Source organism: Streptomyces sp. NPDC005863, from assembly GCF_042871345.1.
Classification (GTDB): Bacteria; Actinomycetota; Actinomycetes; order Streptomycetales; family Streptomycetaceae; genus Streptomyces.
Map to the genome: position 1 here is coordinate 1,284,152 of NZ_JBIAII010000001.1, position 23,276 is coordinate 1,307,427.

At 69.4% G+C, this 23,276-nt stretch carries 20 protein-coding genes; 3 read left to right on the forward strand and 17 right to left on the reverse strand.

What is annotated here, in order from left to right; all coding sequences use genetic code 11:
- Window positions 1-23 precede the first annotated feature (23 nt).
- The 15 genes from recQ to ACFYO9_RS05705 form a co-directional block, all read right to left on the reverse strand.
- Window positions 24-2,165: a DNA helicase RecQ gene (gene recQ, locus ACFYO9_RS05635; RefSeq protein WP_358774700.1), complete on the reverse strand. Its 2,142-nt coding sequence runs from the start codon at window positions 2,163-2,165 to the stop codon at window positions 24-26.
- Between the two features lie 178 nt (window positions 2,166-2,343).
- Window positions 2,344-3,993, reverse strand: coding sequence for an NADH-quinone oxidoreductase subunit NuoN (nuoN, locus tag ACFYO9_RS05640; RefSeq protein ID WP_358712174.1), 1,650 nt, complete (start codon window positions 3,991-3,993; stop codon window positions 2,344-2,346).
- Window positions 3,990-5,561 carry an NADH-quinone oxidoreductase subunit M gene (locus ACFYO9_RS05645; protein WP_355803976.1) on the reverse strand — a complete coding sequence of 524 codons (1,572 nt, stop codon included), beginning with the start codon at window positions 5,559-5,561 and terminating at the stop codon, window positions 3,990-3,992. Before ACFYO9_RS05645 ends, nuoN begins: the two co-directional genes overlap by 4 nt.
- A gap of 5 nt (window positions 5,562-5,566) precedes the next feature.
- Window positions 5,567-7,513, reverse strand: coding sequence for an NADH-quinone oxidoreductase subunit L (nuoL, locus tag ACFYO9_RS05650; protein WP_358774699.1), 1,947 nt, complete (start codon window positions 7,511-7,513; stop codon window positions 5,567-5,569).
- A 10-nt stretch (window positions 7,514-7,523) separates the two neighbouring features.
- Complete coding sequence (gene nuoK / locus ACFYO9_RS05655; RefSeq protein WP_121405432.1) at window positions 7,524-7,823, reverse strand: NADH-quinone oxidoreductase subunit NuoK; 300 nt, start codon at window positions 7,821-7,823, stop codon at window positions 7,524-7,526.
- Window positions 7,820-8,674: an NADH-quinone oxidoreductase subunit J gene (locus ACFYO9_RS05660; protein WP_355803981.1), complete on the reverse strand. Its 855-nt coding sequence runs from the start codon at window positions 8,672-8,674 to the stop codon at window positions 7,820-7,822. The genes nuoK and ACFYO9_RS05660 overlap by 4 nt, the downstream gene beginning before the upstream one ends.
- Window positions 8,671-9,330, reverse strand: a complete 660-nt coding sequence (gene nuoI, locus ACFYO9_RS05665; protein WP_358774697.1) for an NADH-quinone oxidoreductase subunit NuoI — start codon at window positions 9,328-9,330, stop codon at window positions 8,671-8,673. The genes ACFYO9_RS05660 and nuoI overlap by 4 nt, the downstream gene beginning before the upstream one ends.
- Window positions 9,323-10,660, reverse strand: coding sequence for an NADH-quinone oxidoreductase subunit NuoH (gene nuoH, locus ACFYO9_RS05670; protein WP_355804243.1), 1,338 nt, complete (start codon window positions 10,658-10,660; stop codon window positions 9,323-9,325). The genes nuoI and nuoH overlap by 8 nt, the downstream gene beginning before the upstream one ends.
- A gap of 38 nt (window positions 10,661-10,698) precedes the next feature.
- Complete coding sequence (locus tag ACFYO9_RS05675; protein ID WP_358774695.1) at window positions 10,699-13,212, reverse strand: NADH-quinone oxidoreductase subunit G; 2,514 nt, start codon at window positions 13,210-13,212, stop codon at window positions 10,699-10,701.
- On the reverse strand, window positions 13,209-14,570 hold the full coding sequence (nuoF, locus tag ACFYO9_RS05680) for an NADH-quinone oxidoreductase subunit NuoF (RefSeq protein ID WP_355803987.1): 1,362 nt from the start codon (window positions 14,568-14,570) through the stop codon (window positions 13,209-13,211). The genes ACFYO9_RS05675 and nuoF overlap by 4 nt, the downstream gene beginning before the upstream one ends.
- Window positions 14,570-15,385 (reverse strand): NADH-quinone oxidoreductase subunit NuoE, encoded by an 816-nt coding sequence (nuoE, locus tag ACFYO9_RS05685; RefSeq protein ID WP_355804245.1) that lies wholly within the window; start codon window positions 15,383-15,385, stop codon window positions 14,570-14,572. Before nuoE ends, nuoF begins: the two co-directional genes overlap by 1 nt.
- A 44-nt stretch (window positions 15,386-15,429) precedes the next feature.
- Window positions 15,430-16,764, reverse strand: coding sequence for an NADH-quinone oxidoreductase subunit D (locus tag ACFYO9_RS05690; RefSeq protein WP_355803989.1), 1,335 nt, complete (start codon window positions 16,762-16,764; stop codon window positions 15,430-15,432).
- Complete coding sequence (locus tag ACFYO9_RS05695; protein WP_355803991.1) at window positions 16,764-17,486, reverse strand: NADH-quinone oxidoreductase subunit C; 723 nt, start codon at window positions 17,484-17,486, stop codon at window positions 16,764-16,766. Before ACFYO9_RS05695 ends, ACFYO9_RS05690 begins: the two co-directional genes overlap by 1 nt.
- A complete protein-coding gene (locus ACFYO9_RS05700; RefSeq protein ID WP_355803993.1) occupies window positions 17,483-18,037 on the reverse strand; it encodes an NADH-quinone oxidoreductase subunit B family protein in 555 nt (184 codons plus the stop codon). Before ACFYO9_RS05700 ends, ACFYO9_RS05695 begins: the two co-directional genes overlap by 4 nt.
- A gap of 21 nt (window positions 18,038-18,058) precedes the next feature.
- On the reverse strand, window positions 18,059-18,418 hold the full coding sequence (locus ACFYO9_RS05705; RefSeq protein WP_266705409.1) for an NADH-quinone oxidoreductase subunit A: 360 nt from the start codon (window positions 18,416-18,418) through the stop codon (window positions 18,059-18,061).
- Between the two features lie 863 nt (window positions 18,419-19,281).
- Between ACFYO9_RS05705 and ACFYO9_RS05710 the strand changes: the two genes are divergently transcribed.
- Window positions 19,282-20,100: a C40 family peptidase gene (locus ACFYO9_RS05710; RefSeq protein ID WP_358774693.1), complete on the forward strand. Its 819-nt coding sequence runs from the start codon at window positions 19,282-19,284 to the stop codon at window positions 20,098-20,100.
- Between the two features lie 78 nt (window positions 20,101-20,178).
- On the opposite strand, the gene ACFYO9_RS05715 is transcribed toward ACFYO9_RS05710, so the two are convergent.
- On the reverse strand, window positions 20,179-20,508 hold the full coding sequence (locus ACFYO9_RS05715; RefSeq protein ID WP_358774691.1) for a putative quinol monooxygenase: 330 nt from the start codon (window positions 20,506-20,508) through the stop codon (window positions 20,179-20,181).
- A gap of 133 nt (window positions 20,509-20,641) precedes the next feature.
- Here ACFYO9_RS05715 and ACFYO9_RS05720 point away from each other — a divergent pair, with 133 nt between their 5' ends.
- Window positions 20,642-21,241 (forward strand): Uma2 family endonuclease, encoded by a 600-nt coding sequence (locus tag ACFYO9_RS05720; protein WP_358774689.1) that lies wholly within the window; start codon window positions 20,642-20,644, stop codon window positions 21,239-21,241.
- 22 nt (window positions 21,242-21,263) lie between these two features.
- Here the strand turns inward: ACFYO9_RS05720 and ACFYO9_RS05725 are convergent, their stop codons facing one another.
- The gene (locus tag ACFYO9_RS05725; protein WP_355804002.1) at window positions 21,264-22,550 is read right to left on the reverse strand and encodes a geranylgeranyl reductase family protein; all 1,287 of its coding nucleotides are present in this window, start codon (window positions 22,548-22,550) and stop codon (window positions 21,264-21,266) included.
- 97 nt (window positions 22,551-22,647) lie between these two features.
- On the opposite strand from ACFYO9_RS05725, the gene ACFYO9_RS05730 reads away from it, so the two are divergent.
- Complete coding sequence (locus ACFYO9_RS05730; RefSeq protein WP_358712189.1) at window positions 22,648-23,202, forward strand: GNAT family N-acetyltransferase; 555 nt, start codon at window positions 22,648-22,650, stop codon at window positions 23,200-23,202.
- The last annotated feature ends 74 nt before the right edge of the window (window positions 23,203-23,276 follow it).

Below are 23,276 nucleotides of genomic sequence, written 5' to 3' on the forward strand. Positions count from 1 at the left end.
CCGAGCAACTGCCCCTGCGGCGCTCACCAGTCCGGCTCCTCCATGTCCCAGTCCAGTCCGCCGTCGTCATGGGCGGCGGACTGGACTGGGGCTGAGGTTGGGGCTGGGGCTGGGGCTGGGGCTGAGGTTGGGGCGGGGGCCGGCTTGGCGGCGGGTGCCGGGGCCGGGGCCGTCGCGGCGGCTCCGGACGCCTCGTCCTGTTCGGCCCCCGCGCCGCCCCGCTCCGCCACGACGCCGACCACGCCCTCGCCGTACGTCGCCCGCTTCTTCTCGCCCACGCCGCTGATGCCGGCCAGGTCCGCCACGGACGTGGGCCGCAGCGTCGCGATCTCGCGCAGCGTCGCGTCGTGGAAGATCACGTACGCCGGGACGCCCTGCTCCTTCGCCTGCGCCGCGCGCCAGGCCCGCAGCGCCTCGAAGAGCGGCACCGCCTCCTGGGGCAGCTCGGCGACCGCCGCCGCCGACTTCGCCTTGCGCTCCCCCTTCGAGGCACGCGCCGCCGGAGCCGGCTTCGGCTCCTTGCGCAGCCGCACCTCCCGCTCCCGCGCCAGGACGGAACCGCTCTCCTCGGTGAGCACCAGCGTGCCGTACTCCCCCTCGACCGCGAGCAGGCCCTGGGCCAGCAACTGCCGCACCACGCCCCGCCATTCGCCCTCCGCCAGCTCCTCGCCGATGCCGAAGACCGAGAGCTGGTCGTGGTCGAACTGGATGACCTTCGCGGTCTTCTTGCCGAGCAGGATGTCGATGATCTGGCCCGTGCCGAACTTCTGGCCGCGCTCGCGCTGCAGGCGCACGACCGCGGACAGCACCTTCTGCGCCGCCACCGTGCCGTCCCACGTCTCGGGCGGGGTAAGGCAGGTGTCGCAGTTCCCGCAGGCATCCGGCGCCGTCGTCTCCTGGCCGAAGTAGGTCAGGAGCTGGGCGCGGCGGCACCGCGCGGTCTCGCACAGCGCCAGCATCGAGTCCAGGTGGGCGGCGGCCCTGCGGCGGAACGCCTCGTCCCCCTCGCCGCCCTGGATCAGCTTGCGCTGCTGGACGACGTCCTGCAGGCCGTACGCCATCCAGGCCGTCGAGGGCAGGCCGTCGCGGCCCGCGCGGCCCGTCTCCTGGTAGTACCCCTCGACGGACTTGGGCAGGTCGAGGTGGGCGACGAAACGGACGTCCGGCTTGTCGATGCCCATGCCGAAGGCGATCGTCGCGCAGACCACGAGGCCTTCCTCGCGCAGGAAGCGGGACTGGTGGGTCGCTCGGGTGCCGGCGTCCAGGCCCGCGTGGTACGGGACCGCCTCGATGCCGTTCTTGCAGAGGAACTCGGCGGTCTTCTCCACCGAATTGCGCGACAGGCAGTAGACGATGCCCGCGTCGCCCGCGTGCTCCTCCTTCAGGAAGGCGAGGAGCTGCTTCTTCGGCTCGGCCTTCGGCACAATGCGGTACTGGATGTTGGGCCGGTCGAAACTCGCCACGAAGTGCTTGGCGTCCGGCATGCCGAGCCGCTCGGTGATCTCCCGGTGCGTGGCGTGGGTGGCCGTGGCCGTCAGGGCGATCCGCGGCACGTCAGGCCAGCGCTCGCCGAGGAGGGAGAGGGCCAGGTAGTCGGGGCGGAAGTCGTGGCCCCACTGGGCGACGCAGTGCGCCTCGTCGATGGCGAAGACGGAGATCTTGGCCCGCGAGAGGAGGTCCAGGGTGGTGTCCAGGCGCAGCCGCTCCGGCGCGAGATAGAGCACGTCGAGCTCGCCCGCGAGGAACTCCGCCTCCATCACGCGCCGCTCGTCGAAGTCCTGCGTGGAGTTGATGAACCCGGCCCGCACACCGAGTGCCCGCAACGCGTCCACCTGGTCCTGCATGAGCGCGATGAGCGGCGAGACCACGACGCCCGTGCCCGGCCTGACCAGGGCGGGGATCTGGTAGCAGAGGGACTTGCCGCCGCCGGTCGGCATCAGGACGACGGCGTCCCCGCCGCCCACCACATGGTCGATGACGGCTTCCTGCTCACCGCGGAACGCGTCGTACCCGAAGACGCGGTGGAGCGTGCGCAGCGCGTCGCTCTCCGTCACGGCGCCGGTCGGCCCACCGCTCGCACCGCCGGTCGCGCCACCTGCCGCACCACCGGTCGTGCCGTCGGCCGCCACGTCCGACGCCGATACCGGCGCCGTCACCTCACTCATGCCTCTGGTCCCATCCATCGCCCTGTCCCCCGCCGTACGCGCCGCCTCAGCCACTGCCTCGACCACTGCCTCCACGATAGGGCTCCGCACCGACACCCCGGACAGTTATCCACAGGCCGCCGCCCGGCACCCCTGCTGGGGATGCCGGGCGGCAACACATGTACGAAAAGGAACCGGGCTACCGGACGAAGACCCCCGCCTGGTTCGCGAGGTCCAGGAAGTACTGCGGGGCCACGCCCAGGACCAGCGTCACCGCGACGCCCACGCCGATCGCCGTCATCGTCAGCGGCGAGGGCACGGCGACCGTGGGGCCGTCCGCCTTCGGCTCGCTGAAGAACATCAGGACGATCACGCGGATGTAGAAGAACGCGGCGACCGCCGACGACAGCACACCGACCACGACGAGGCCGCCCGCGCCGCCCTCCGCCGCCGCCTTGAAGACCGCGAACTTCCCGGCGAAACCGGAGGTCAGCGGGATGCCGGCGAAGGCGAGCAGGAAGACCGCGAAGACCGCCGCGACCAGCGGGGAGCGCCGGCCGAGCCCCGCCCACTTGGACAGGTGCGTGGCCTCGCCGCCCGCGTCCCGCACCAGCGTGACGACGGCGAAGGCGCCGATGGTCACGAAGGAGTAGGCGGCCAGGTAGAAGAGGACGGAGGAGATGCCGTCCGGAGTGGTCGCGATCACACCGGCGAGGATGAAGCCGGCGTGCGCGACGGACGAGTACGCCAGGAGCCGCTTGATGTCGGTCTGGGTGATCGCGATGATCGCGCCGCCCAGCATCGTGATGACCGCGACGCCCCACATCACCGGCCGCCAGTCCCAGCGCAGGCCCGGCAGGACCACGTAGAGGAGGCGCAGGAGCGCGCCGAAGGCGGCCACCTTCGTCGCCGCCGCCATGAAGCCGGTGACCGGCGTCGGGGCGCCCTGGTACACGTCCGGGGTCCACATGTGGAAGGGCACCGCGCCCACCTTGAAGAGCAGCCCCATCACCACCATCGCCACGCCGATCAGGAGCAGCGCGTCGTTGCCCATGGTGTCGGCGAGCGCCGGGTCCACGGTCTTGACGTTGCCCTCGACGACGTCCGCGACCGTCGCGTACGACACCGAGCCCGCGTACCCGTACAGGAGCGCGATGCCGAAGAGCGTGAACGCCGAGGCGAAGGCGCCGAGCAGGAAGTACTTGACGGCGGCTTCCTGCGACATCAGGCGCTTGCGGCGGGCGAGCGCGCAGAGCAGGTACAGCGGCAGGGAGAAGACCTCAAGGGCGATGAAGAGCGTCAGGAGGTCGTTGGCCGCCGGGAAGACGAGCATGCCGCCGATGGCGAAGAGCGCCAGCGGGAACACCTCGGTGGTGGCGAACCCGGCCTTGGTGGCGGCCTGTTCGCTCTCGCTGCCCGGCACCGAGCCGGCCTGCGCGACGAAGGAGTCGACGCGGTTGCCGTGCGCCACCGGGTCGAGGCGGCGCTCCGCGAAGGTGAAGATCACGACGATGCCGGTGAGCAGGATCGTGCCCTGCAGGAAGAGCGCGGGACCGTCGACCGCGATGGCGCCCATCGCGGCGACCTGCGCCTTGGTGGTGCCGAAGCCGCGGGCCGCGAGCCCGACGACCGCGGCGAACGCGGCCGCGAGCGCGACCACGGAGACGAACAGCTGGGCGTAGTAACGGGACTTGCGCGGGATGAAGGCCTCGATGAGCACTCCGATGACGGCCGCGCCGATGACGATCAACGTCGGCGACAGCTGTCCGTACTCGATGTTGGGTGCGTCGATCTTGTCGATGGGATCGGCCGCGGTTGTCCACAGGCTGTGGACGGCTGATGCGCTCACTTGGCCGCCTCCACCTCGGGCTTGGGGTCCTTCTTCTGGACGTCGGACATCGTGTGCTTGACCGCCGGGTTCACCAGGTCGGTCAGCGGCTTCGGGTAGACGCCGAGGCCGATCAGGAGCGCGATCAGCGGGGCGACGACGACCAGTTCACGCACCCGCAGGTCGGGCATGGCCGACACCTCGGCCTTGACCGGGCCCGTCATCGTCCGCTGGTACAGGACCAGCGTGTACAGCGCGGCGAGCACGATGCCCACGGTCGCGATGATCCCGACCACCGGGTAGCGCGCGAACGCGCCGACGAGGACCAGGAACTCGCTCACGAACGGCGCCAGGCCGGGCAGCGACAGGGTGGCGAGGCCGCCGATCAGGAAGGTGCCGGCGAGCACCGGGGCGACCTTCTGCACCCCGCCGTAGTCGGCGATGAGCCGCGAGCCGCGCCGCGAGATCAGGAAGCCGGCCACCAGCATCAGCGCGGCGGTCGAGATGCCGTGGTTGACCATGTAGAGAGTCGCGCCGGACTGGCCCTGCGAGGTCATCGCGAAGATGCCGAGGACGATGAAGCCGAAGTGCGAGATCGACGCGTACGCCACCAGGCGCTTGATGTCGCGCTGGCCGACCGCGAGCAGCGCTCCGTAGATGATGCTGATCAGGGCGAGGACCAGGATGACCGGCGTCGCCCACTTGCTCGCCTCGGGGAAGAGGCCGAGGCAGAACCGCAGCATCGCGAACGTGCCGACCTTGTCGACGACGGCCGTGATCAGTACGGCGACCGGTGCGGTGGACTCACCCATCGCGTTCGGCAGCCAGGTGTGCAGCGGCCACAGCGGCGCCTTCACCGCGAAGGCGAAGAAGAAGCCGAGGAAGAGCCACCGCTCGGTGCTGGTCGCCATGGTCAGCGTCCCGTTGGCGCGGGCCTCGGTGATCTCCTGCAGCGAGAAGTTCCCGGCCACCACGTAGAGCCCGATCACCGCGGCCAGCATGATGAGTCCGCCGACGAGGTTGTAGAGGAGGAACTTCACGGCCGCGTACGAGCGTTGGGCCGAGGCGTTCTCGTCGGTGCCCGCGTGGGCGCGGTCCCCGAAGCCGCCGATGAGGAAGTACATCGGGATGAGCATGGCTTCGAAGAAGATGTAGAAGAGGAAGACGTCGGTGGCCTCGAAGGAGATGATCACCATCGCCTCGACGCCCAGGATCAGGGCGAAGAAGCCCTGAGTGGGCCGCCAGCGCGACGACTTCGTCTCCAGGGGATCGGCGTCGTGCCAGCCCGCCAGGATGATGAAGGGGATCAGGAGCGCGGTGAGCGCGACGAGCGCGACGCCGATGCCGTCGACCCCGAGCTCGTACCGCACCCCGAAGTCCTTGATCCAGGAGTGCGATTCGGTCAGTTGATAGCGGTCGCCGTCCGGGTCGAACCGGACGAGCACGGCGACCGCGAGGCCGAGCGTGGCGAGCGAGACGAGCAGGGCGAGCCACTTGGCGGCGGACCGCCGGGCGGCCGGGACGGCTGCCGTGGCGATCGCGCCGACCGCGGGCAGGACCGCCGTCGCTGTCAGCAGGGGAAAGGACATCGGTATCAGACCGCCCTCATCAGCAGGGTCGCGGCGATGAGTACCGCAGCGCCGCCGAACATCGAGACCGCGTAGGAGCGGGCGTAGCCGTTCTGCAGTTTGCGCAGCCGGCCGGAGAGGCCGCCGACCGAGGCCGCCGTGCCGTTGACGACCCCGTCGACCAGGGTGTGGTCGACGTAGACCAGGGACCGCGTCAGGTGCTCGCCGCCGCGGACCAGGACGACGTGGTTGAAGTCGTCCTGGAGCAGGTCGCGGCGGGCGGCACGGGTGAGCAGCGAGCCGCGCGGGGCGGTGACCGGGACGGGCCGGCGTCCGTACTGGACGTAGGCGAGGGCGACGCCGATGACGAGGACCACCATGGTGGCGCCCGTGACCGTGGCCGCGCTCAGCGGCGAGTCACCGTGGTCGTGCCCGGTGACCGGCTCCAGCCAGTGCAGGAAGCGGTCGCCGATGCTGAAGAACCCGCCCGCGAACACCGAGCCGAAGGCGAGCACGATCATCGGGATGGTCATGGACTTCGGGGACTCGTGCGGGTGCGGCTCCTCGTGCGCACCGCGGTGCTCCGCGGCGGGCTCGACGTCCGGCTGGTCCGGGGAGGCCGTCGCGCGGTTGCGCCACCGCTCCTCGCCGAAGAAGGTCAGGATCATCACGCGCGTCATGTAGTACGCGGTGACGGCCGCGCCCAGGAGCGCCGCGGAGCCGAGGATCCAGCCCTCCGTGCCGCCCTTGGCGAACGCGGCCTCAATGATCTTGTCCTTGGAGAAGAAGCCGGACAGACCGGGGAAGCCGATGATCGCGAGGTAGCCGAGGCCGAACGTCACGAAGGTGACCGGCATGTACTTCCTGAGGCCGCCGTACTTCCGCATGTCGACCTCGTCGTTCATGCCGTGCATGACCGAGCCGGCGCCGAGGAAGAGCCCGGCCTTGAAGAAGCCGTGCGTCACCAGGTGCATGATCGCGAAGACGTAGCCGACGGGGCCGAGGCCCGCGGCCAGGATCATGTAGCCGATCTGCGACATCGTCGACCCGGCGAGGGCCTTCTTGATGTCGTCCTTCGCGCAACCGACGATCGCACCGAAGAGGAGCGTGACCGCTCCGACGACGGTGACGACGAGCTGGGCGTCCGGCGCCGCGTTGAAGATCGCGCCGGAGCGGACGATCAGGTAGACACCGGCGGTCACCATCGTGGCCGCGTGGATCAGGGCCGAGACCGGGGTCGGGCCCTCCATCGCGTCACCGAGCCAGGACTGCAGCGGCACCTGCGCGGACTTGCCGCACGCGGCGAGCAGCAGCATCAGGCCGATGGCGGTGAGCTTGCCCTCGCTGGTGTCACCGGTGGCCTCCAGGACGGGCCCGAAGGCGAAGGTCCCGAAGGTGGTGAACATCAGCATGATGGCGATCGACAGGCCCACGTCGCCGACCCGGTTGACCAGGAAGGCCTTCTTGGCCGCGGTGGCCGCGCTGGGCTTGTGCTGCCAGAAGCCGATCAGGAGGTACGAGGCGAGGCCGACGCCCTCCCACCCGACGTACAGGAGCAGGTAGTTGTCGGCGAGGACCAGCAGGAGCATCGCCGCGAGGAACAGGTTCAGATAGCCGAAGAAGCGGCGGCGCCGCTCGTCGTGCTCCATGTACCCGATGGAGTAGACGTGGATCAGCGTGCCCACTCCGGAGATCAGCAGGACGAACGTCATCGACAGCTGGTCGAGCTGGAAGGCGACGTCCGCCTGGAACCCCTCGACGGGGACCCAGCTGAAGAGGTGCTGGGACAGCGAGCGCTCCTCGGCGCCCTTGCCCAGCATGTCGGTGAACAGCACGGCGGCGACGACGAAGGAGGCGGCGGCGAGGAGCGTGCCGAGCCAGTGGCCCACGCGGTCCAACGCCCGGCCGCCGCACAGCAGTACGGCCGCTCCGAGCAGTGGCGCCGCGACGAGCAGCGCAATCAGGTTCTCCACTTTCAGCCCCTTACAGCTTCATCAGGCTGGCGTCGTCGACCGAGGCCGAGTGGCGGGAACGGAACAGCGACACGATGATCGCGAGCCCGACCACGACCTCCGCGGCGGCGACGACCATCGTGAAGAACGCGATGATCTGGCCGTCGAGATTGCCGTGCAGCCGGGAGAAGGCGACGAACGCGAGGTTGCAGGCGTTGAGCATGAGCTCGATGCACATGAACACCACGATCGCGTTCCGCCTGATGAGCACGCCGGTCGCACCGATCGTGAACAACAGGGCGGCGAGATAGAGGTAGTTGACGGGATTCACTTCGACGCCTCCTCGGTCCGCCCGGCCTCGGGACGCCCGGCGTCGGACCGTCGCAGGTCGGGCCGCTCAAGCCGGTCGGTGGAGCGCTGTTCGAGCGCCCGCAGGTCGTCCAGCGCCTCGTTCGACACATCGCGGATCTGGCCGCGCTCGCGCAGCGTCTTGTTGACGGTGAGCTCCGACGGGGTGCCGTCGGGGAGCAGGCCCGCGATGTCCACGGCGTTGTGCCGTGCGTACACACCCGGGGCGGGCAGCGGCGGCAGGTGCTTGCCCGCGCGCACGCGCTCCTCGGACCGCTCGCGCTGGGTCTTGGCGCGCTCCGTGCGCTCGCGGTGGGTGAGCACCATCGCGCCGACCGTCGCCGTGATGAGCAGGGCGCCGGTGATCTCGAAGGCGAAGACGTACTTGGTGAAGATGAGCTGGGCGAGACCCTCCACGTTGCCACCGGAGTTCGCCTTGCCAAGGCCGTTGAACTCCTTCATCGAGGCGTTGCCGATGCCCGCGAAGAGCAGCACCGCGAAGCCGAGGCCGCAGAGCAGGGCCAGCCAGCGCTGGCCCTTGATGGTCTCGGTGAGGGAGTCCGCCGCGCTGACGCCGACGAGCATGACCACGAAGAGGAAGAGCATCATGATCGCGCCGGTGTAGACGACGATCTGCACGATGCCCAGGAAGTACGCGCCGTTGGCCAGGTAGAACACCGCGAGGATGATCATGGTCCCGGCCAGGCAGAGCGCGCTGTGCACGGCCTTCTTCATGAGGATGGTGCACAGGGCGCCGATCACCGCGACCGTGCCGAGCACCCAGAACTGGAAGGCCTCGCCGGTGGAGGTGGAGTAGGCGGCGAGCTGTGTCATCGACCGATCACCTGCTCCGACGCCGGCTCGCCGTCACCGAAGTCCGAGGCGGCCTCCTGCGGCGTCTCCCCCTTGGAGCGGGCGACCTGGGGCACCGTGCCCGGCGCCGCCTCGGTCACCAGGCCGCGGTAGTAGTCCTGCTCGTCCGTGCCCGGGAAGATCGAGTGCGGGCTGTCGACCATGCCCTCCTCCAGGCCGGCGAGCAGCTGCTCCTTCGTATAGATGAGGTTCGCGCGGCTGGTGTCGGCCAGCTCGAACTCGTTCGTCATCGTCAACGCGCGCGTGGGGCACGCCTCGATGCACAGACCGCACAGGATGCAGCGGGCGTAGTTGATCTGGTAGACGCGGCCGTACCGCTCGCCGGGCGAGTAGCGCTCCTCGTCCGTGTTGTCCGCGCCCTCCACATAGATGGCGTCCGCGGGACAGGCCCAGGCGCAGAGCTCACAGCCGACGCACTTCTCCAGGCCGTCCGGATGGCGGTTCAGCTGGTGCCTGCCGTGGAAGCGGGGAGCGGTGGTCTTCGGCTGCTCCGGATACTGCTCGGTCAGCCGCTTCTTGAACATGGCCTTGAAGGTCACGCCGAAGCCCGCGACAGGGTTCTGGAACCCCTGGTTCGATTGGTTCGACTCGTGGGACTCCTGGTTCGACTCAGCCATCGGACGCCTCCTTTCCCTCACTTCGGGTTCCGTCACTTTGAGTATCCGGCCCACCACTGACAATCAACTCCCGCTCCTGGCGCGAGCGCCGGCGCGGCACGGGTGGCAGGCTCTGGCCGGGCATCGGCGGCACGGGGAATCCGCCGGCCATCGGGTCGAAGGCGGCCGGCTGGTCCTCTTCGGCGGCGGCTTCCTTCTCGCGCTTGTCGCGGAAGATGTCCACGACCACGGAGAGCAGCAGGAGCGCGATGACGCCGCCGCCCCCATAGAGCGCGATCGAGGTGAACTCGTAGTCCTCGTTCCGCATCGCCCTGATGGTGGCCACGAGCATCAGCCAGACGACCGAGGCCGGGATCAGGACCTTCCAGCCGAGCTTCATCAGCTGGTCGTAGCGGACGCGGGGCAGCGAGCCGCGCAGCCAGATGAAGAAGAACAGCAGCAGCTGGACCTTGACGATGAACCAGAGCATCGGCCACCAGCCGTGGTTCGCGCCCTCCCAGAAGGTGCTGACCGGGTACGGGGCCCGCCAGCCGCCGAGGAAGAGCGTGGCCGAGACCGCCGAGACGGTGACCATGTTGACGTACTCGGCGAGCATGAACATCGCGAACTTGATGGAGGAGTACTCGGTGTTGAAGCCACCGACGAGGTCGCCCTCGGACTCCGGCATGTCGAACGGCGCGCGGTTGGTCTCGCCGACCATCGTGATGATGTAGATGATGAACGAGACGGGCAGCAGCAGGATGTACCAGCGGTCCGCCTGCGCCTCCACGATCGCCGACGTCGACATCGACCCGGAGTAGAGGAAGACCGAGGCGAAGGCCGCGCCCATCGCGATCTCGTACGAGATCATCTGCGCGCAGGAGCGCAGGCCGCCCAGGAGCGGGTACGTCGACCCGGAGCTCCAGCCGGCGAGCACGATGCCGTAGATGCCGACGGAGGCGACCGCGAGGATGTAGAGCATCGCGATCGGCAGGTCGGTGAGCTGCATCGTGGTGCGGTGACCGAAGATCGACACCTCGTTGCCCGCGGGCCCGAAGGGGATCACGGCGATCGCCATGAAGGCCGGGATCGCGGCGACGACCGGCGCGAGGACGTAGACCACCTTGTCCGCGCGCTTGACGATCACGTCTTCCTTGAGCATCAGCTTGACGCCGTCCGCGAGGGACTGCAGCAGACCCCAGGGGCCGTTCCTGTTGGGGCCGATGCGCAACTGCATCCAGGCCACGACCTTGCGCTCCCAGACGATGGCGAGCAGGACCGTCACCATCAGGAAGGCGAAGCAGAAGACCGCCTTGACGACGACCAGCCACCAGGGGTCGCGGCCGAACATGGACAGGTCCTCCGCCGCAAGCGGTACCAGCGTGTGCGTCACGACGTCACCTCCGGGGCCTCGATGGGCTCCGGCAGGACCGCCGGGCCGATGCGGACGAGATCGCCGGGGCGCGCGCCGGTGTCCGACGTGACGCCTCCCCCGGTCGAGTTCAGCGGCAGCCAGACCACGCGGTCGGGCATCTCAGTGATCCGGAGCGGGAGTTCACTCGCCCCGGCCGGGCCGGTGACGGCGAGCAGGTCGCCGTCCTGCACGCCCGCCTCGGCCGCGGTGGCCGCCGACACGCGCGCGAGGGCCGCGTGCCGCGTACCGGCAAGGGCCTCGTCGCCGTCCTGGAGGCGGCCCTGGTCGAGCAGCATGCGGTGCCCCGCGAGGACGGCCTCGCCCGCGGCGGGCCGCGGCGGCTGGACCGACGTCTCCAGGGGCTCGCTCGCGTACGGGCCGTCCCAGCCGCCGAGCCGCTCCACCTCGCGGCGCAGGGTGACCAGGTCGGGCAGGCCGAGGTGGATGTCGCCCGCGTCGGCCAGCATGTGCAGGACCCGCGCGTCGGTGGGCGCCAGCCTGCGCGTCATCTGGTCCGGCTTGAGCGCGGCGTCGAACATCCGCACCCGGCCCTCCCAGTTGAGGAAGGTGCCCGGCTTCTCGGCGACCGCGGCGACGGGCAGCACCACGTCGGCCCGCTCCGTCACCTCACTGGGCCGCAGCTCCAGGGAGACCAGGAACCCGACCTCGTCGAGCGCCGCACGCGCGCGCGTGGGGTCCGGCAGGTCGGCCAGCTCCACGCCCGCGACCAGGAGCGCGCCGAGCTCGCCGGTCGCGGCGGCCTCGACGATCTGGCCGGTGTCGCGGCCGTAGCGGTGCGGGAGTTCGGCGACGCCCCAGGCGGCCGCGACCTCGTCCCGCGCGCGCGGGTCGGTGGCCGGACGTCCGCCGGGCAGCAGCGACGGCAGGGCGCCCGCCTCGACGGCGGCTCGCTCGCCCGCCCGGCGCGGGATCCACACCAGCCGGGCGCCGGTCGCCGCGGCGGCCCGTACGGCGGCGGTGAGCCCGCCGGGCACGGCCGCGAGCCGCTCACCGACGACGATGACCGAGCCCTCGGCGCGCAGCGCGTCGGACGCCTCGGTGCCCGGCGCCTGAAGACCCACGCCCGCGGCGAGCGCGTCCAGCCACTCGGTCTCGGTGCCCGGCGCCGCGGGCAGCAGCGTGCCGCCCGCCTTCTCCAGGCCGCGGGTCATGTACGTCGCGAGGGAGAAGGTGCGCTGGCCGTGCTTGCGCCAGGCCTTGCGCAGCCGCAGGAAGACGCCGGGCGCCTCCTCCTCGGACTCGAACCCGGCGAGCAGGACCGCGGGCGCCTTCTCCAGGAGGGCGTACGTGACGCCGCTGCCGTCGAGGTCCCGGCCCCGCCCGGCCACCCGGGCCGCCAGGAAGTCGGCCTCCTCGCTGCTGTGCACGCGCGCGCGGAAGTCGATGTCGTTGGTGTCGAGCGCCACGCGCGCGTACTTGCTGTACGCGTAGGCGTCCTCCACGGTGAGCCGGCCGCCGGTGAGGACACCGGCCCGGCCGCGCGCCGCCGCCAGACCGCGGGCGGCGACGTCCAGGGCCTCGGGCCAGCTGGCGGGCTCCAGTTCACCCGTGGACGCGTTACGCACCAGAGGGGTGGTCAGCCGGTCGGGACGCTGCGCGTACCGGAAGCCGAAGCGCCCCTTGTCGCACAGCCACTCCTCGTTGACCTCGGGGTCGTCCGCCGCGAGCCGCCGCATGACCTTGCCGCGCCGGTGGTCGGTGCGGGTCGCGCAGCCGCCCGCGCAGTGCTCGCACACCGAGGGCGACGACACCAGGTCGAAGGGGCGGGAGCGGAAGCGGTACGCCGCCGAGGTCAGCGCGCCCACCGGGCAGATCTGGATGGTGTTCCCGGAGAAGTACGACTCGAAGGGGTCGCCCTCACCGGTGCCCACCTGCTGGAGCGCGCCGCGCTCGATGAGCTCGATCATCGGGTCGCCGGCGATCTGGTTGGAGAACCGGGTGCAGCGCGCGCAGAGCACGCACCGCTCACGGTCGAGCAGCACCTGGGTGGAGATCGGCACCGGCTTCTCGTACGTCCGCTTCTTGCCCTCGAAGCGGGTGTCCACGTCGCCGACCTGCATCGCCTGGTTCTGCAGCGGGCACTCGCCGCCCTTGTCGCAGACCGGGCAGTCCAGCGGGTGGTTGATGAGCAGCAGCTCCATCACGCCGCGCTGCGCCTTCTCCGCGACGGGCGAGGTCAGCTGCGACTTCACCACCATGCCGTCGGTGCACGTGATGGTGCAGGACGCCATCGGCTTGCGCTGGCCCTCCACCTCGACGATGCACTGGCGGCAGGCGCCGGCCGGGTCGAGCAGCGGGTGGTCGCAGAAGCGCGGGATCTCGATGCCGAGCAGTTCGGCGGCGCGGATCACGAGCGTCCCCTTGGGGACGCTGATCTCGATGCCGTCGATGGTCAGCGAGACCAGGTCCTCCGGCGGGACCGCCGCCTCCCCGCCCCCGGAGGGAGCGCTGTTCGTGGTCACTGTCATGCGTTCACCTGCGCGCTTTCCGCGGGCCTGTCGGCCCAGAGAGTCGACTTGGCCGGGTCGAAGGGGCAGCCCTTGCCGGTGATGTGCTGCTCGTACTCCTCGCGGAAGTACTTCAGTGAGGAGAAGATCGGCGAGGCCGCGCCGTCGCCGAGGGCGCAGAAGGACTTGCCGTTGATGTTGTCGGCAATGTCGTTCAGCTTGTCCAGGTCGGCCATGACGCCCTTGCCGGCCTCGATGTCCCGGAGCAACTGCACCAGCCAGTACGTCCCTTCGCGGCACGGCGTGCACTTGCCGCAGGACTCGTGGGCGTAGAACTCCGTCCAGCGGGTCACCGCCCGCACGACGCACGTCGTCTCGTCGAAGCACTGCAGCGCCTTGGTGCCGAGCATCGATCCGGCGGCGCCGACGCCCTCGTAGTCGAGGGGGACGTCGAGGTGCTCGTCGGTGAACATCGGGGTCGAGGAGCCGCCCGGCGTCCAGAACTTGAGCCGGTGTCCGGCGCGCATCCCGCCGCTCATGTCGAGCAGCTGGCGCAGCGTGATGCCGAGCGGCGCCTCGTACTGGCCGGGGCTGGTGACGTGGCCGCTGAGCGAGTAGAGCGTGAAGCCGGGCGACTTCTCGCTGCCCATCGACTTGAACCAGTCTTTTCCGCGCTGGAGGATCGCGGGAACGGATGCGATGGACTCGACGTTGTTCACCACAGTGGGGCACGCGTAGAGGCCCGCGACCGCAGGGAAGGGGGGACGCAGTCGCGGCTGACCACGGCGGCCCTCGAGCGAGTCGAGCAGCGCGGTCTCCTCACCGCAGATGTACGCGCCCGCGCCCGCGTGCACGGTGAGTTCCAGATCGAGCCCGCTGCCCAGCACGTTCTTGCCGAGGTAGCCCGCCGCGTAGGCCTCGCGGACGGCCTCGTGCAACCGCCGCAGTACGGGGACGACTTCACCCCGCAGATAGATGAAGGCATGCGACGAACGGATCGCGTAGCACGCGATCACGATCCCCTCGATGAGGGAATGCGGGTTCGCGAAGAGGAGCGGGATGTCCTTGCAGGTCCCGGGCTCCGACTCGTCGGCGTTGACAACTAGATAGTGCGGCTTGCCGTCTCCCTGCGGGATGAACTGCCACTTCATCCCGGTGGGGAACCCCGCGCCGCCCCGGCCCCGGAGCCCCGAGTCCTTCACGTACGCGATGAGGTCGTCGGGGTCCATGGCGAGCGCCTTGCGCAGGCCCTCGTACCCCTCGTGCCGCCGGTAGGTCTCCAGCGTCCAGGACTTCTCCTCGTCCCAGAAGGCCGAAAGGACCGGTGCGAGCAGCTTCTCCGGGCTGGTCTCGTTGTTGATCTCGGCTGCCAAGGTCATCACTCCCCCTCCTCGGCGGTGGGTCCTGCCGGGTGCGCCGGGTCGGATGCCGAGGTCTGCTGCGGTGCGTCGTGCGAGCTGAGGTGCTCGGGGGGCGTCTCGTCCTGCGGGCCTCCCGTGCGCGGGTGGACCACGCGCGGCTGGGCGGTCTCGCCCTTGGCCAGGCGCAGGCCGATCAGGGAGGCCGGGCCCGCGCCGCCGGTCGCCTCGACGGCCCCGGGCCGCTCGTCGGGGAAGCCCGCGAGGATCCGGGCGGTCTCCTTGTACGTGCAGATCGGCGCCCCGCGCGTGGGCGCGACCGGGGCTCCCGAGCGCAGGTCGTCCACGAGCCGCTTGGCGGACTCGGGGGTCTGGTTGTCGAAGAACTCCCAGTTGACCATCACCACGGGGGCGAAGTCGCAGGCGGCGTTGCACTCGATGTGCTCAAGGGTGATCTTGCCGTCCGCAGTCGTCATATCGGCCCCGTCGTCTCCGACGCCGAGGTGTTCCTTGAGCTCGTCGAAGATCGCGTCGCCGCCCATGACCGCGCAGAGCGTGTTGGTGCAGACCCCGACCTGGTAGTCGCCGGAGGGCTTGCGCCGGTACATGGTGTAGAAGGTCGCGACGGCCGTGACCTCGGCGGTGGTCAGGCCCAGCATGTCGGCGCAGAACTGCATGCCGGTGCGCGTGACATGGCCCTCCTCGGACTGCACGAGGTGCAGCAGCGGGAGGAGCGCGGAGCGGGAGTCGGGGTAGCGGGCGATGACCTCCTTGGCGTCCGTCTCCAGCCTGGCCCGTACGTCGGCCGGGTAGTCGGGGGCGGGCAGTTGGGGCATGCCCAGGCTGACGCCCGTGCCCTGCTCGGAAGAGGGGGTGCTGGTCACCGGTCGACGCCTCCCATCACGGGGTCGATGGACGCGACGGCGACGATGACGTCGGCGACCTGGCCGCCTTCGCACATCGCCGCCATGGCCTGCAGGTTGGTGAAGGACGGGTCGCGGAAGTGGACCCGGTAGGGGCGGGTGCCGCCGTCGGAGACGACGTGCACGCCGAGCTCGCCCTTGGGCGACTCGACCGCGGTGTACGTCTGGCCCGGCGGGACCCGGAAGCCCTCGGTCACCAGCTTGAAGTGGTGGATGAGGGACTCCATGGAGGTGCCCATGATCTTCTTGATGTGGTCGAGCGAGTTGCCGAGACCGTCGGGGCCGAGGGCCAGTTGGGCGGGCCAGGCGATCTTCTTGTCCTCGACCATGACCGGGCCGGGGGCGAGCCGGTCGATGCACTGCTCGACGATGCGCAGCGACTGCCGCATCTCCTCGACGCGGATCAGGAAGCGCCCGTAGGAGTCGCAGGTGTCTGCGGTCGGGACGTCGAACTCGTAGTTCTCGTAACCGCAGTAGGGCTGCGTCTTGCGCAGGTCGTGCGGGAGTCCCGCGGAGCGCAGGACCGGGCCTGTGGCGCCGAGCGCCATGCATCCCGCGAGGTCGAGGTAGCCGACGTCCTGCATGCGGGCCTTGAAGATGGGGTTCCCGGTGGCGAGCTTGTCGTACTCGGGGATGTTCTTCTTCATCTTCTTCACGAACTCGCGCAGCTGGTCCACCGTGCCGGGCGGCAGGTCCTGGGCGAGCCCGCCGGGGCGGACGTACGCGTGGTTCATGCGCAGGCCGGTGATGAGTTCGAAGAGGTCGAGAACGAGTTCACGATCGCGGAATCCGTAGATCATGATCGTCGTCGCGCCGAGCTCCATGCCGCCGGTGGCGATGCACACCAGGTGCGAGGAGAGGCGGTTGAGCTCCATGAGGAGCACGCGGATGACCGAGGCGCGGTCCGGGATCTGGTCCTCGATGCCGAGGAGCTTCTCGACCCCGAGGCAGTACGCCGTCTCGTTGAAGAACGGCGTCAGGTAGTCCATGCGCGTGACGAACGTCGTGCCCTGCGTCCACGTGCGGTATTCGAGGTTCTTCTCGATCCCGGTGTGCAGATAGCCGATGCCGCAGCGGGCCTCGGAGACGGTCTCGCCCTCGATCTCCAGGATGAGCCGGAGCACGCCGTGCGTGGACGGGTGCTGCGGGCCCATGTTGACGATGATGCGCTCGTCGTCGGCCTTGGCGGCGGAGCGGACGACCTCGTCCCAGTCGCCGCCGGTGACCGTGTAGACGGTCCCTTCGGTCGTCTCGCGAGGCGAAGCGGGGGAAGTCCCCTGTGGAGTGGACATCAGGTGTACGACCTCCGCTGGTCCGGAGCCGGGATCTGGGCGCCCTTGTATTCGACGGGAATGCCGCCGAGGGGGTAGTCCTTGCGCTGCGGGAATCCCTGCCAGTCGTCCGGCATCATGATCCGCGTGAGCGCCGGGTGGCCGTCGAAGACCAGGCCGAAGAAGTCGTACGCCTCGCGCTCGTGCCAGTCGTTGGTCGGGTAGACCTTCACCAGCGAGGGCACGTGCGGATCGGCCTCGGGGGCGGTGACTTCGAGCCGGATCAGCCGGTTGTGGGTGATCGAGCGCAGGTGGTAGACGGCGTGCAGCTCGCGGCCCTTGTCGCCGGGGAGGTGCACCCCGCTGACGCCCGTGCAGAGCTCGAAGCGCAGGGCCGGGTCGTCGCGCAGGGTCTGGGCGACGCGGACGAGGTGCTCGCGCGCGATGTGGAAGGTGATCTCGTCCCGGTCGACGACGGTCTTTTCGATCGCGTTCTCCGGGACGAGGCCCTGCTCCTCCAGGGCGCCCTCCAGTTCGTCCGCGGTCTCGTCGAACCAGCCGCCGTAGGGGCGCGAGGTCGCGCCGGGCAGCGTGATGGTCCGTACGAGTCCGCCGTAGCCGGAGGTGTCGCCGCCGTTGCCGGCACCGAACATGCCCCTGCGGACGCCGATGACCTCGCCGGTCTCGTCGCGCGGGGCCGGTACGCCGTTGCCGTTCGGGTGCTCGTCGTGCGCGTCGCTCACCGCAGCAGCCCCTTCATCTCGATGGTGGGGAGCGCCTTGAGGGCCGCCTCCTCCGCCTCACGGGCCGCTTCTTCCGCGTTCACGCCGAGCTTGGTGTTCTGGATCTTCTCGTGGAGCTTGAGAATCGCGTCCAACAACATCTCGGGGCGCGGCGGGCAGCCCGGCAAATAGATGTCAACCGGGACGACATGGTCCACACCCTGCACAATTGCGTAATTGTTGAACATCCCGCCCGATGATGCGCAAACCCCCATGGAAATCACCCACTTGGGATTGGGCATCTGGTCGTAGACCTGCCGCAGCACCGGCGCCATCTTCTGGCTCACCCGGCCCGCCACGATCATCAGGTCGGCCTGGCGCGGTGAGCCGCGGAAGACCTCCATGCCGAAGCGCGCCATGTCGTACCGTCCCGCGCCGGTCGTCATCATCTCGATGGCGCAGCAGGCGAGGCCGAACGTGGCGGGGAAGACGGAGGACTTCCGCATCCAGCCCGCGGCCTGCTCGACGGTGGTCAGCAGAAATCCGCTCGGCAGTTTCTCTTCGAGTCCCATGCTCTTTGACCCCTCAGACCCTTAGTCCCATTCCAGGCCGCCGCGCCGCCATACGTACGCGTAGGCAACGAAGACGGTGAGCACGAAGAGCAGCATCTCCACGAGCCCGAACATCCCGAGGGCGTCAAAGGTGACGGCCCAGGGATAGAGGAAGACGATCTCGATGTCGAAGACGATGAAGAGCATCGCCGTCAGGTAGTACTTGATGGGGAATCGCCCGCCGCCTGCCGGCGTCGGCGTCGGCTCGATGCCGCACTCATAGGCCTCTAGCTTCGCGCGGTTGTACCGCTTTGGACCGATAAGCGTGGCCATGACCACGGAGAAGATCGCAAAGCCTGCCCCGAGGGCTCCCAGCACGAGGATGGGCGCATAGGCGTTCACGCTCCTCGCTCCTCTCAGTCGGCACTGACTGTTGGCGGTTGCGTCGGACCGAGCCCTGCGTCCCATCGAAGATCGCTTACATGTGAAGCAGGTCACAAGCCCAACTGCCCCGCATCTTATGCCCGCCGGTCTGTGATCTGCGACACGGGGTGCGACAACGGCTTTGTGATCTCCACCACCTGACGAAGGATCATGAAGTCGGATGAGCGGTGATCTTCGTACGCGAAGCGCCTGAGTGATCACCAGTGGTGACATCTCGGCGCGTCACCGCTGGTGAAAGGGGTGTTGCACTATCAAGGGGTGGCGGCTACAGGAAAATTGGCGCTGGACTCGCTCCCTTGATAGGGGAGCCGCGTTCACACTTTGGCGGCACGGGTGGGGACGGATGTGGACGCGTGCGCCGATTCACGAGCGCGTCCGCGTCTCGCGGCCGGGGAACCTCGACCGCGGCGATGACCGCCGGCTCACGCGACCCCCACGACACACACATCTCCGGCACCGGGCCACCGCACCCCGGGCACCCGGCCTCCGCCGAAGGGCGCCGAAAACTGCGGGAGATCTCAGGGATGTCTCAGCGAGATCTCAGGGAGATCCCCAAGAGCACCCCCATGTGACCTGTGCCACACGGGCAACTTCCTCGAATATGCCGGGCTTGGCCAACCGGCTCAACGGGTGGTAGACCATGGGCAATTCGGACGTATCACAGAAAACCCATGATCACAGGCGTGATCAGCGCTGTCCGCATTGCCCGTTACGGCGTCAATAAGAAGCGACACGCCCGGGATTCACGTCCTGAATTCACAACTGTGGCGCAGCACACGTTTCTTGAAGGGAACCGTGTGTCCCTGATAGCGGTTGTTCTCATGTCCCACACCGCTCACATACCCAGCCACCGGAAGCCCCGTCGCAGCGCGTCGAAGATCGCCCTGCGCGCCGGAGTTGCCGGTGGCGTCCTCAGCACCCTGGCAGTGGCCGCGGCGGCCGGTACGGCGAACGCGGCCGAGCCGGTGTCCGAGACCATCGAAATGCCCACCCTGCCCGCCGATCTGTCCGCCCAGATCGCGCAGTCGGCAGACGCCACCCAGCAGGCCGCCGACTCCTACGAGTCGCGCGCCGAGCAGGACGCCGCCGCCGTCAAGGCCGCCAAGCAGGCCAAGGAAGACCAGGCCAAGGCCGAGAAGAAGGCCGCCGCCGAGCGCAAGGCCAAGGCCGCCGCGGCGAAGAAGGCGGAGGAGGAGCGTGCCTCGCGTTCCTCCGAGCGCACGACGCTCTCGACGCAGTCCACGTCCGCCGCCTCGGACACCTCGGACGCGCCCGCTCCGGCCAGCGGCAGCGTCGGCACGGTCATCAGCTTCCTCAAGTCGCAGCTCGGCGACGCCTACGTGATGGGCGCCTCGGGCCCGAACGCCTGGGACTGCTCCAGCCTCGTGCAGGCCGCGTTCAAGCAGGCGGGCGTGGACCTCCCGCGCGTCTCGCAGGACCAGTCGACGATGGGCACCGAGGTCGGCACCTCGAACCTCCAGGTCGGCGACATCCTGTACTGGGGCGGCAAGGGTTCCGCGTACCACGTCGGCGTCTACATCGGTGGCGGCCAGTACCTGGACGCCGCCAACCCCGGCAAGGGCGTTGTCATCCAGGACCTGTCGGGCTACCCGGCCTCGGGCGCCGTGCGCGTCCTCTGACGGCCTCTTAGAGCCACGACCGAGGGCCGGAACTCCCCGTGGGGGGTTCCGGCCCTCGGCATGTCCTGAGAAGGCCGCTCAGGCGTTCTTCGGCGACAGCTCCGCCATCGCGGACCAACCGTCGCCCTCGATCTCGGTGTTCACGATCTGCGGCACGGAGGCGATCAGCTCGCCCATCGTCTCCAGGCCGGCCTTGAAATGCCCGGAATTGACGTGCGCGGCGCCCGCGTCCCCGTCGGCGAAGGCCTCCAGGAGCACGAACTGGTTCGGGTCCTCCACCGACCGGGACCACTCGAAGAAGACGTTGCCCGGCTCCGCGCGCGTGGCGGCGGTGAACTCGGCGGTCCGCGCGATCCAGCTGTCGGTGTGCTCGGGGCGGACGGTGAACTTGACGGCGATGAAAATCATGCGGCCAGCGTGCCCCCGCGTCCGGCGGCGGAGCAAATCGGCTATGACGGCTATGTCCTGAAGGGAGGAATTCCCCTTGGAGGGCCGCGCAGCTCACGGTCTCCGGCTCTAGACTCTGGATCAGGAGGTCCTCATGACCGTCAGTGACGTAACGCCCCCCATCGAGGACATGCCCTCGTGGATGGTCCCGCCCCGCCTCAGCGGCTGGGAGGTGGATGATCTGGACCAGCTGCCCGAGGACGTGCGCAGGCACGTGGAACTACTGGACGGAGCCTTGATCGTGATGCTGGCCCAGCGGTCCTGGCACGATCGCGTCATCCGTCGGCTCGCGGACGCGCTGGAGCGGATCGTTCTCGATGCCTCCTGGACGGTGGAGACCCAGATGTCCGTCGAGCTCGACAGCAAGAGTGCCCCCGAGCCCGATGTCGTCGTCGCTTCGGTCCCTTACGCGCCGGACCGCACGCGGTTCGCTCCCTGCGAGGTCGTCCTCGCCGTGGAAGTCGTGTCGGACGAATCGCAGAAGCGTGACCGCGAGTACAAGCCCTTCAAGTACGCGCGCGCCCGCATCCCCCACTTCTGGCGGGTAGAGGACCAGAACGGTCTGCCCGTGGTGCACACCTATGAGCTCGACGAGACGACCCTGCAGTACGTCGCCACTGGTATCCACGACGGCTCGCTGAGCGTGGCCAGGCCCCTGGACATCCGGATCGACCTGGCCACGCTGGTCCGCTGACGGACTCACAGCAGCATGGCGCTCACGACTTCGGGGCCACCTTGCTCAACCCGTTGATGATCCGGTCCATCGCGTCGCCGCCCGTCGGGTCCGTCAGGTTGGCCAGCATTTTCAGGGTGAACTTCATCAGGATCGGGTGGGTCAGGCCGCGCTGGGTGGCGATCTTCATGACCTTCGGGTTGCCGATGAGCTTCACGAAGGCGCGGCCCAGCGTGTAGTAGCCGCCGTAGACCTCCTTGAGGGTCTTCGGGTAGTTCTGCAGGACCAGTTCGCGCTGGGCGGGCGTCGCACGCGCGTGTGCCTGCACGATGACGTCCGCGGCGATCTGGCCGGACTCCATGGCGTACGCGATGCCCTCGCCGTTGAAGGGGTTCACCAGGCCGCCCGCGTCGCCGACGAGCATCAGGCCCTTGGTGTAGTGCGGCTGACGGTTGAACGCCATCGGCAGGGCGGCCCCGCGGATCGGCATCGTCATGTTCTCCGGGGTGTAGCCCCAGTCCTCCGGCATCGAGGCGCACCACGCCTTGAGGACCTCGCGCCAGTCGAGCTCGCGGAAGGCCTTCGAGGAGTTGAGGATGCCGAGGCCGACGTTGGACGTGCCGTCGCCCATGCCGAAGATCCAGCCGTAGCCGGGCAGCAACCGGTCCTCGCCGGGGCCGCGGCGGTCCCACAGCTCCAGCCACGACTCCAGGTAGTCGTCGTCGTGGCGGGGCGAGGTGAAGTACGTGCGCACCGCCACACCCATCGGGCGGTCCTCGCGGCGGTGCAGGCCCATGGCCAGCGAGATCCGCGAGGAGTTGCCGTCGGCGGCGACGACGAGCGGGGCGTGGAAGGTGACCGGGGTCTTCTCCTCGCCCATCTTGGCGTGCACACCGGTGATGCGGCCGGTCCGGTCGTCGATGATCGGCTCACCGACGTTGCAGCGCTCGTACAGGCGGGCGCCCGCCTTCTGCGCCTGCCGGGCCAGCTGCTCGTCGAAGTCGTCGCGCTTGCGCACGAGGCCGTAGTCGGGGAAGGAGGCGAGTTCCGGCCAGTCCAGCTGGAGCCGTACGCCGCCGCCGATGATGCGCAGGCCCTTGTTCCGCAGCCAGCCCGCCTCTTCGGAGATGTCGATCCCCATCGACACCAGCTGCTTGGTGGCGCGAGGGGTGAGCCCGTCACCGCAGACCTTCTCCCGTGGGAACGCGGTCTTCTCAAGAAGGAGTACGTCCAGTCCGGCCTTCGCCAGGTAGTACGCCGTCGTCGAACCGGCGGGGCCGGCGCCGACGACGATCACGTCCGCGGAATGTTCGGAGAGGGGCTCGGTCACGGCGGGTTCTCCCCAAGGCTCGAAATCTGTGTGCCGACCGGCACGGGATATGGGCAGTCTATGAGGCGGTACTGATCAGCCAGCCGAAGGGCCACACGTGACCGAGCAGACCGATACCCTGCCCGCGCCGCTCCTCCCCGCCGTGGAGCTGCGCGTGCCCACCCACGAGGACGCCTTCGTCTGGCACCGGCTCTTCGACGACCCCGAGGTGATGGAGTTCTTCGGCGGCTCCTCCGCCGAGCTCTCGATGTACGAGGAGCTGACCGCCCGCCAGCGCAGACACGACGCCGAACGGGGCTACTGCCTGTGGACCGTGCTCGACGAGGGCGGCGCGCCCATCGGTTTCGCGGGCGCCCAGCCCTGGCCCCGGGACTGGGGCCCGACCGGCGAGATCGAGATCGGCTGGCGGTTCGCCCGCGCGGCCTGGGGCAAGGGGTACGCGTCGGCGGCCGCGCGGGCCACCGTCGAACGGCTGCGTGCGGCGGGCGTGCCGAGCGTGGTGGCGATGGTCGACGCCGGCAACGAACGCTCCATCGCGGTGACCCGGCGGCTCGGCATGGAGCGCGCCGAGACATTCACCACTCCGCCGCGCATCCCGGGGGACGACGGGTCGCGACGTGTGGCCCACTGCTTCCGGCTGGTGCTGCGGTGAGGCGGTAGCAAGGCCCCTCCCCTACGGGTGCGCCGGACGCCGGATCATGGCTCCGGCGTCCGGCGCGCCCGCGC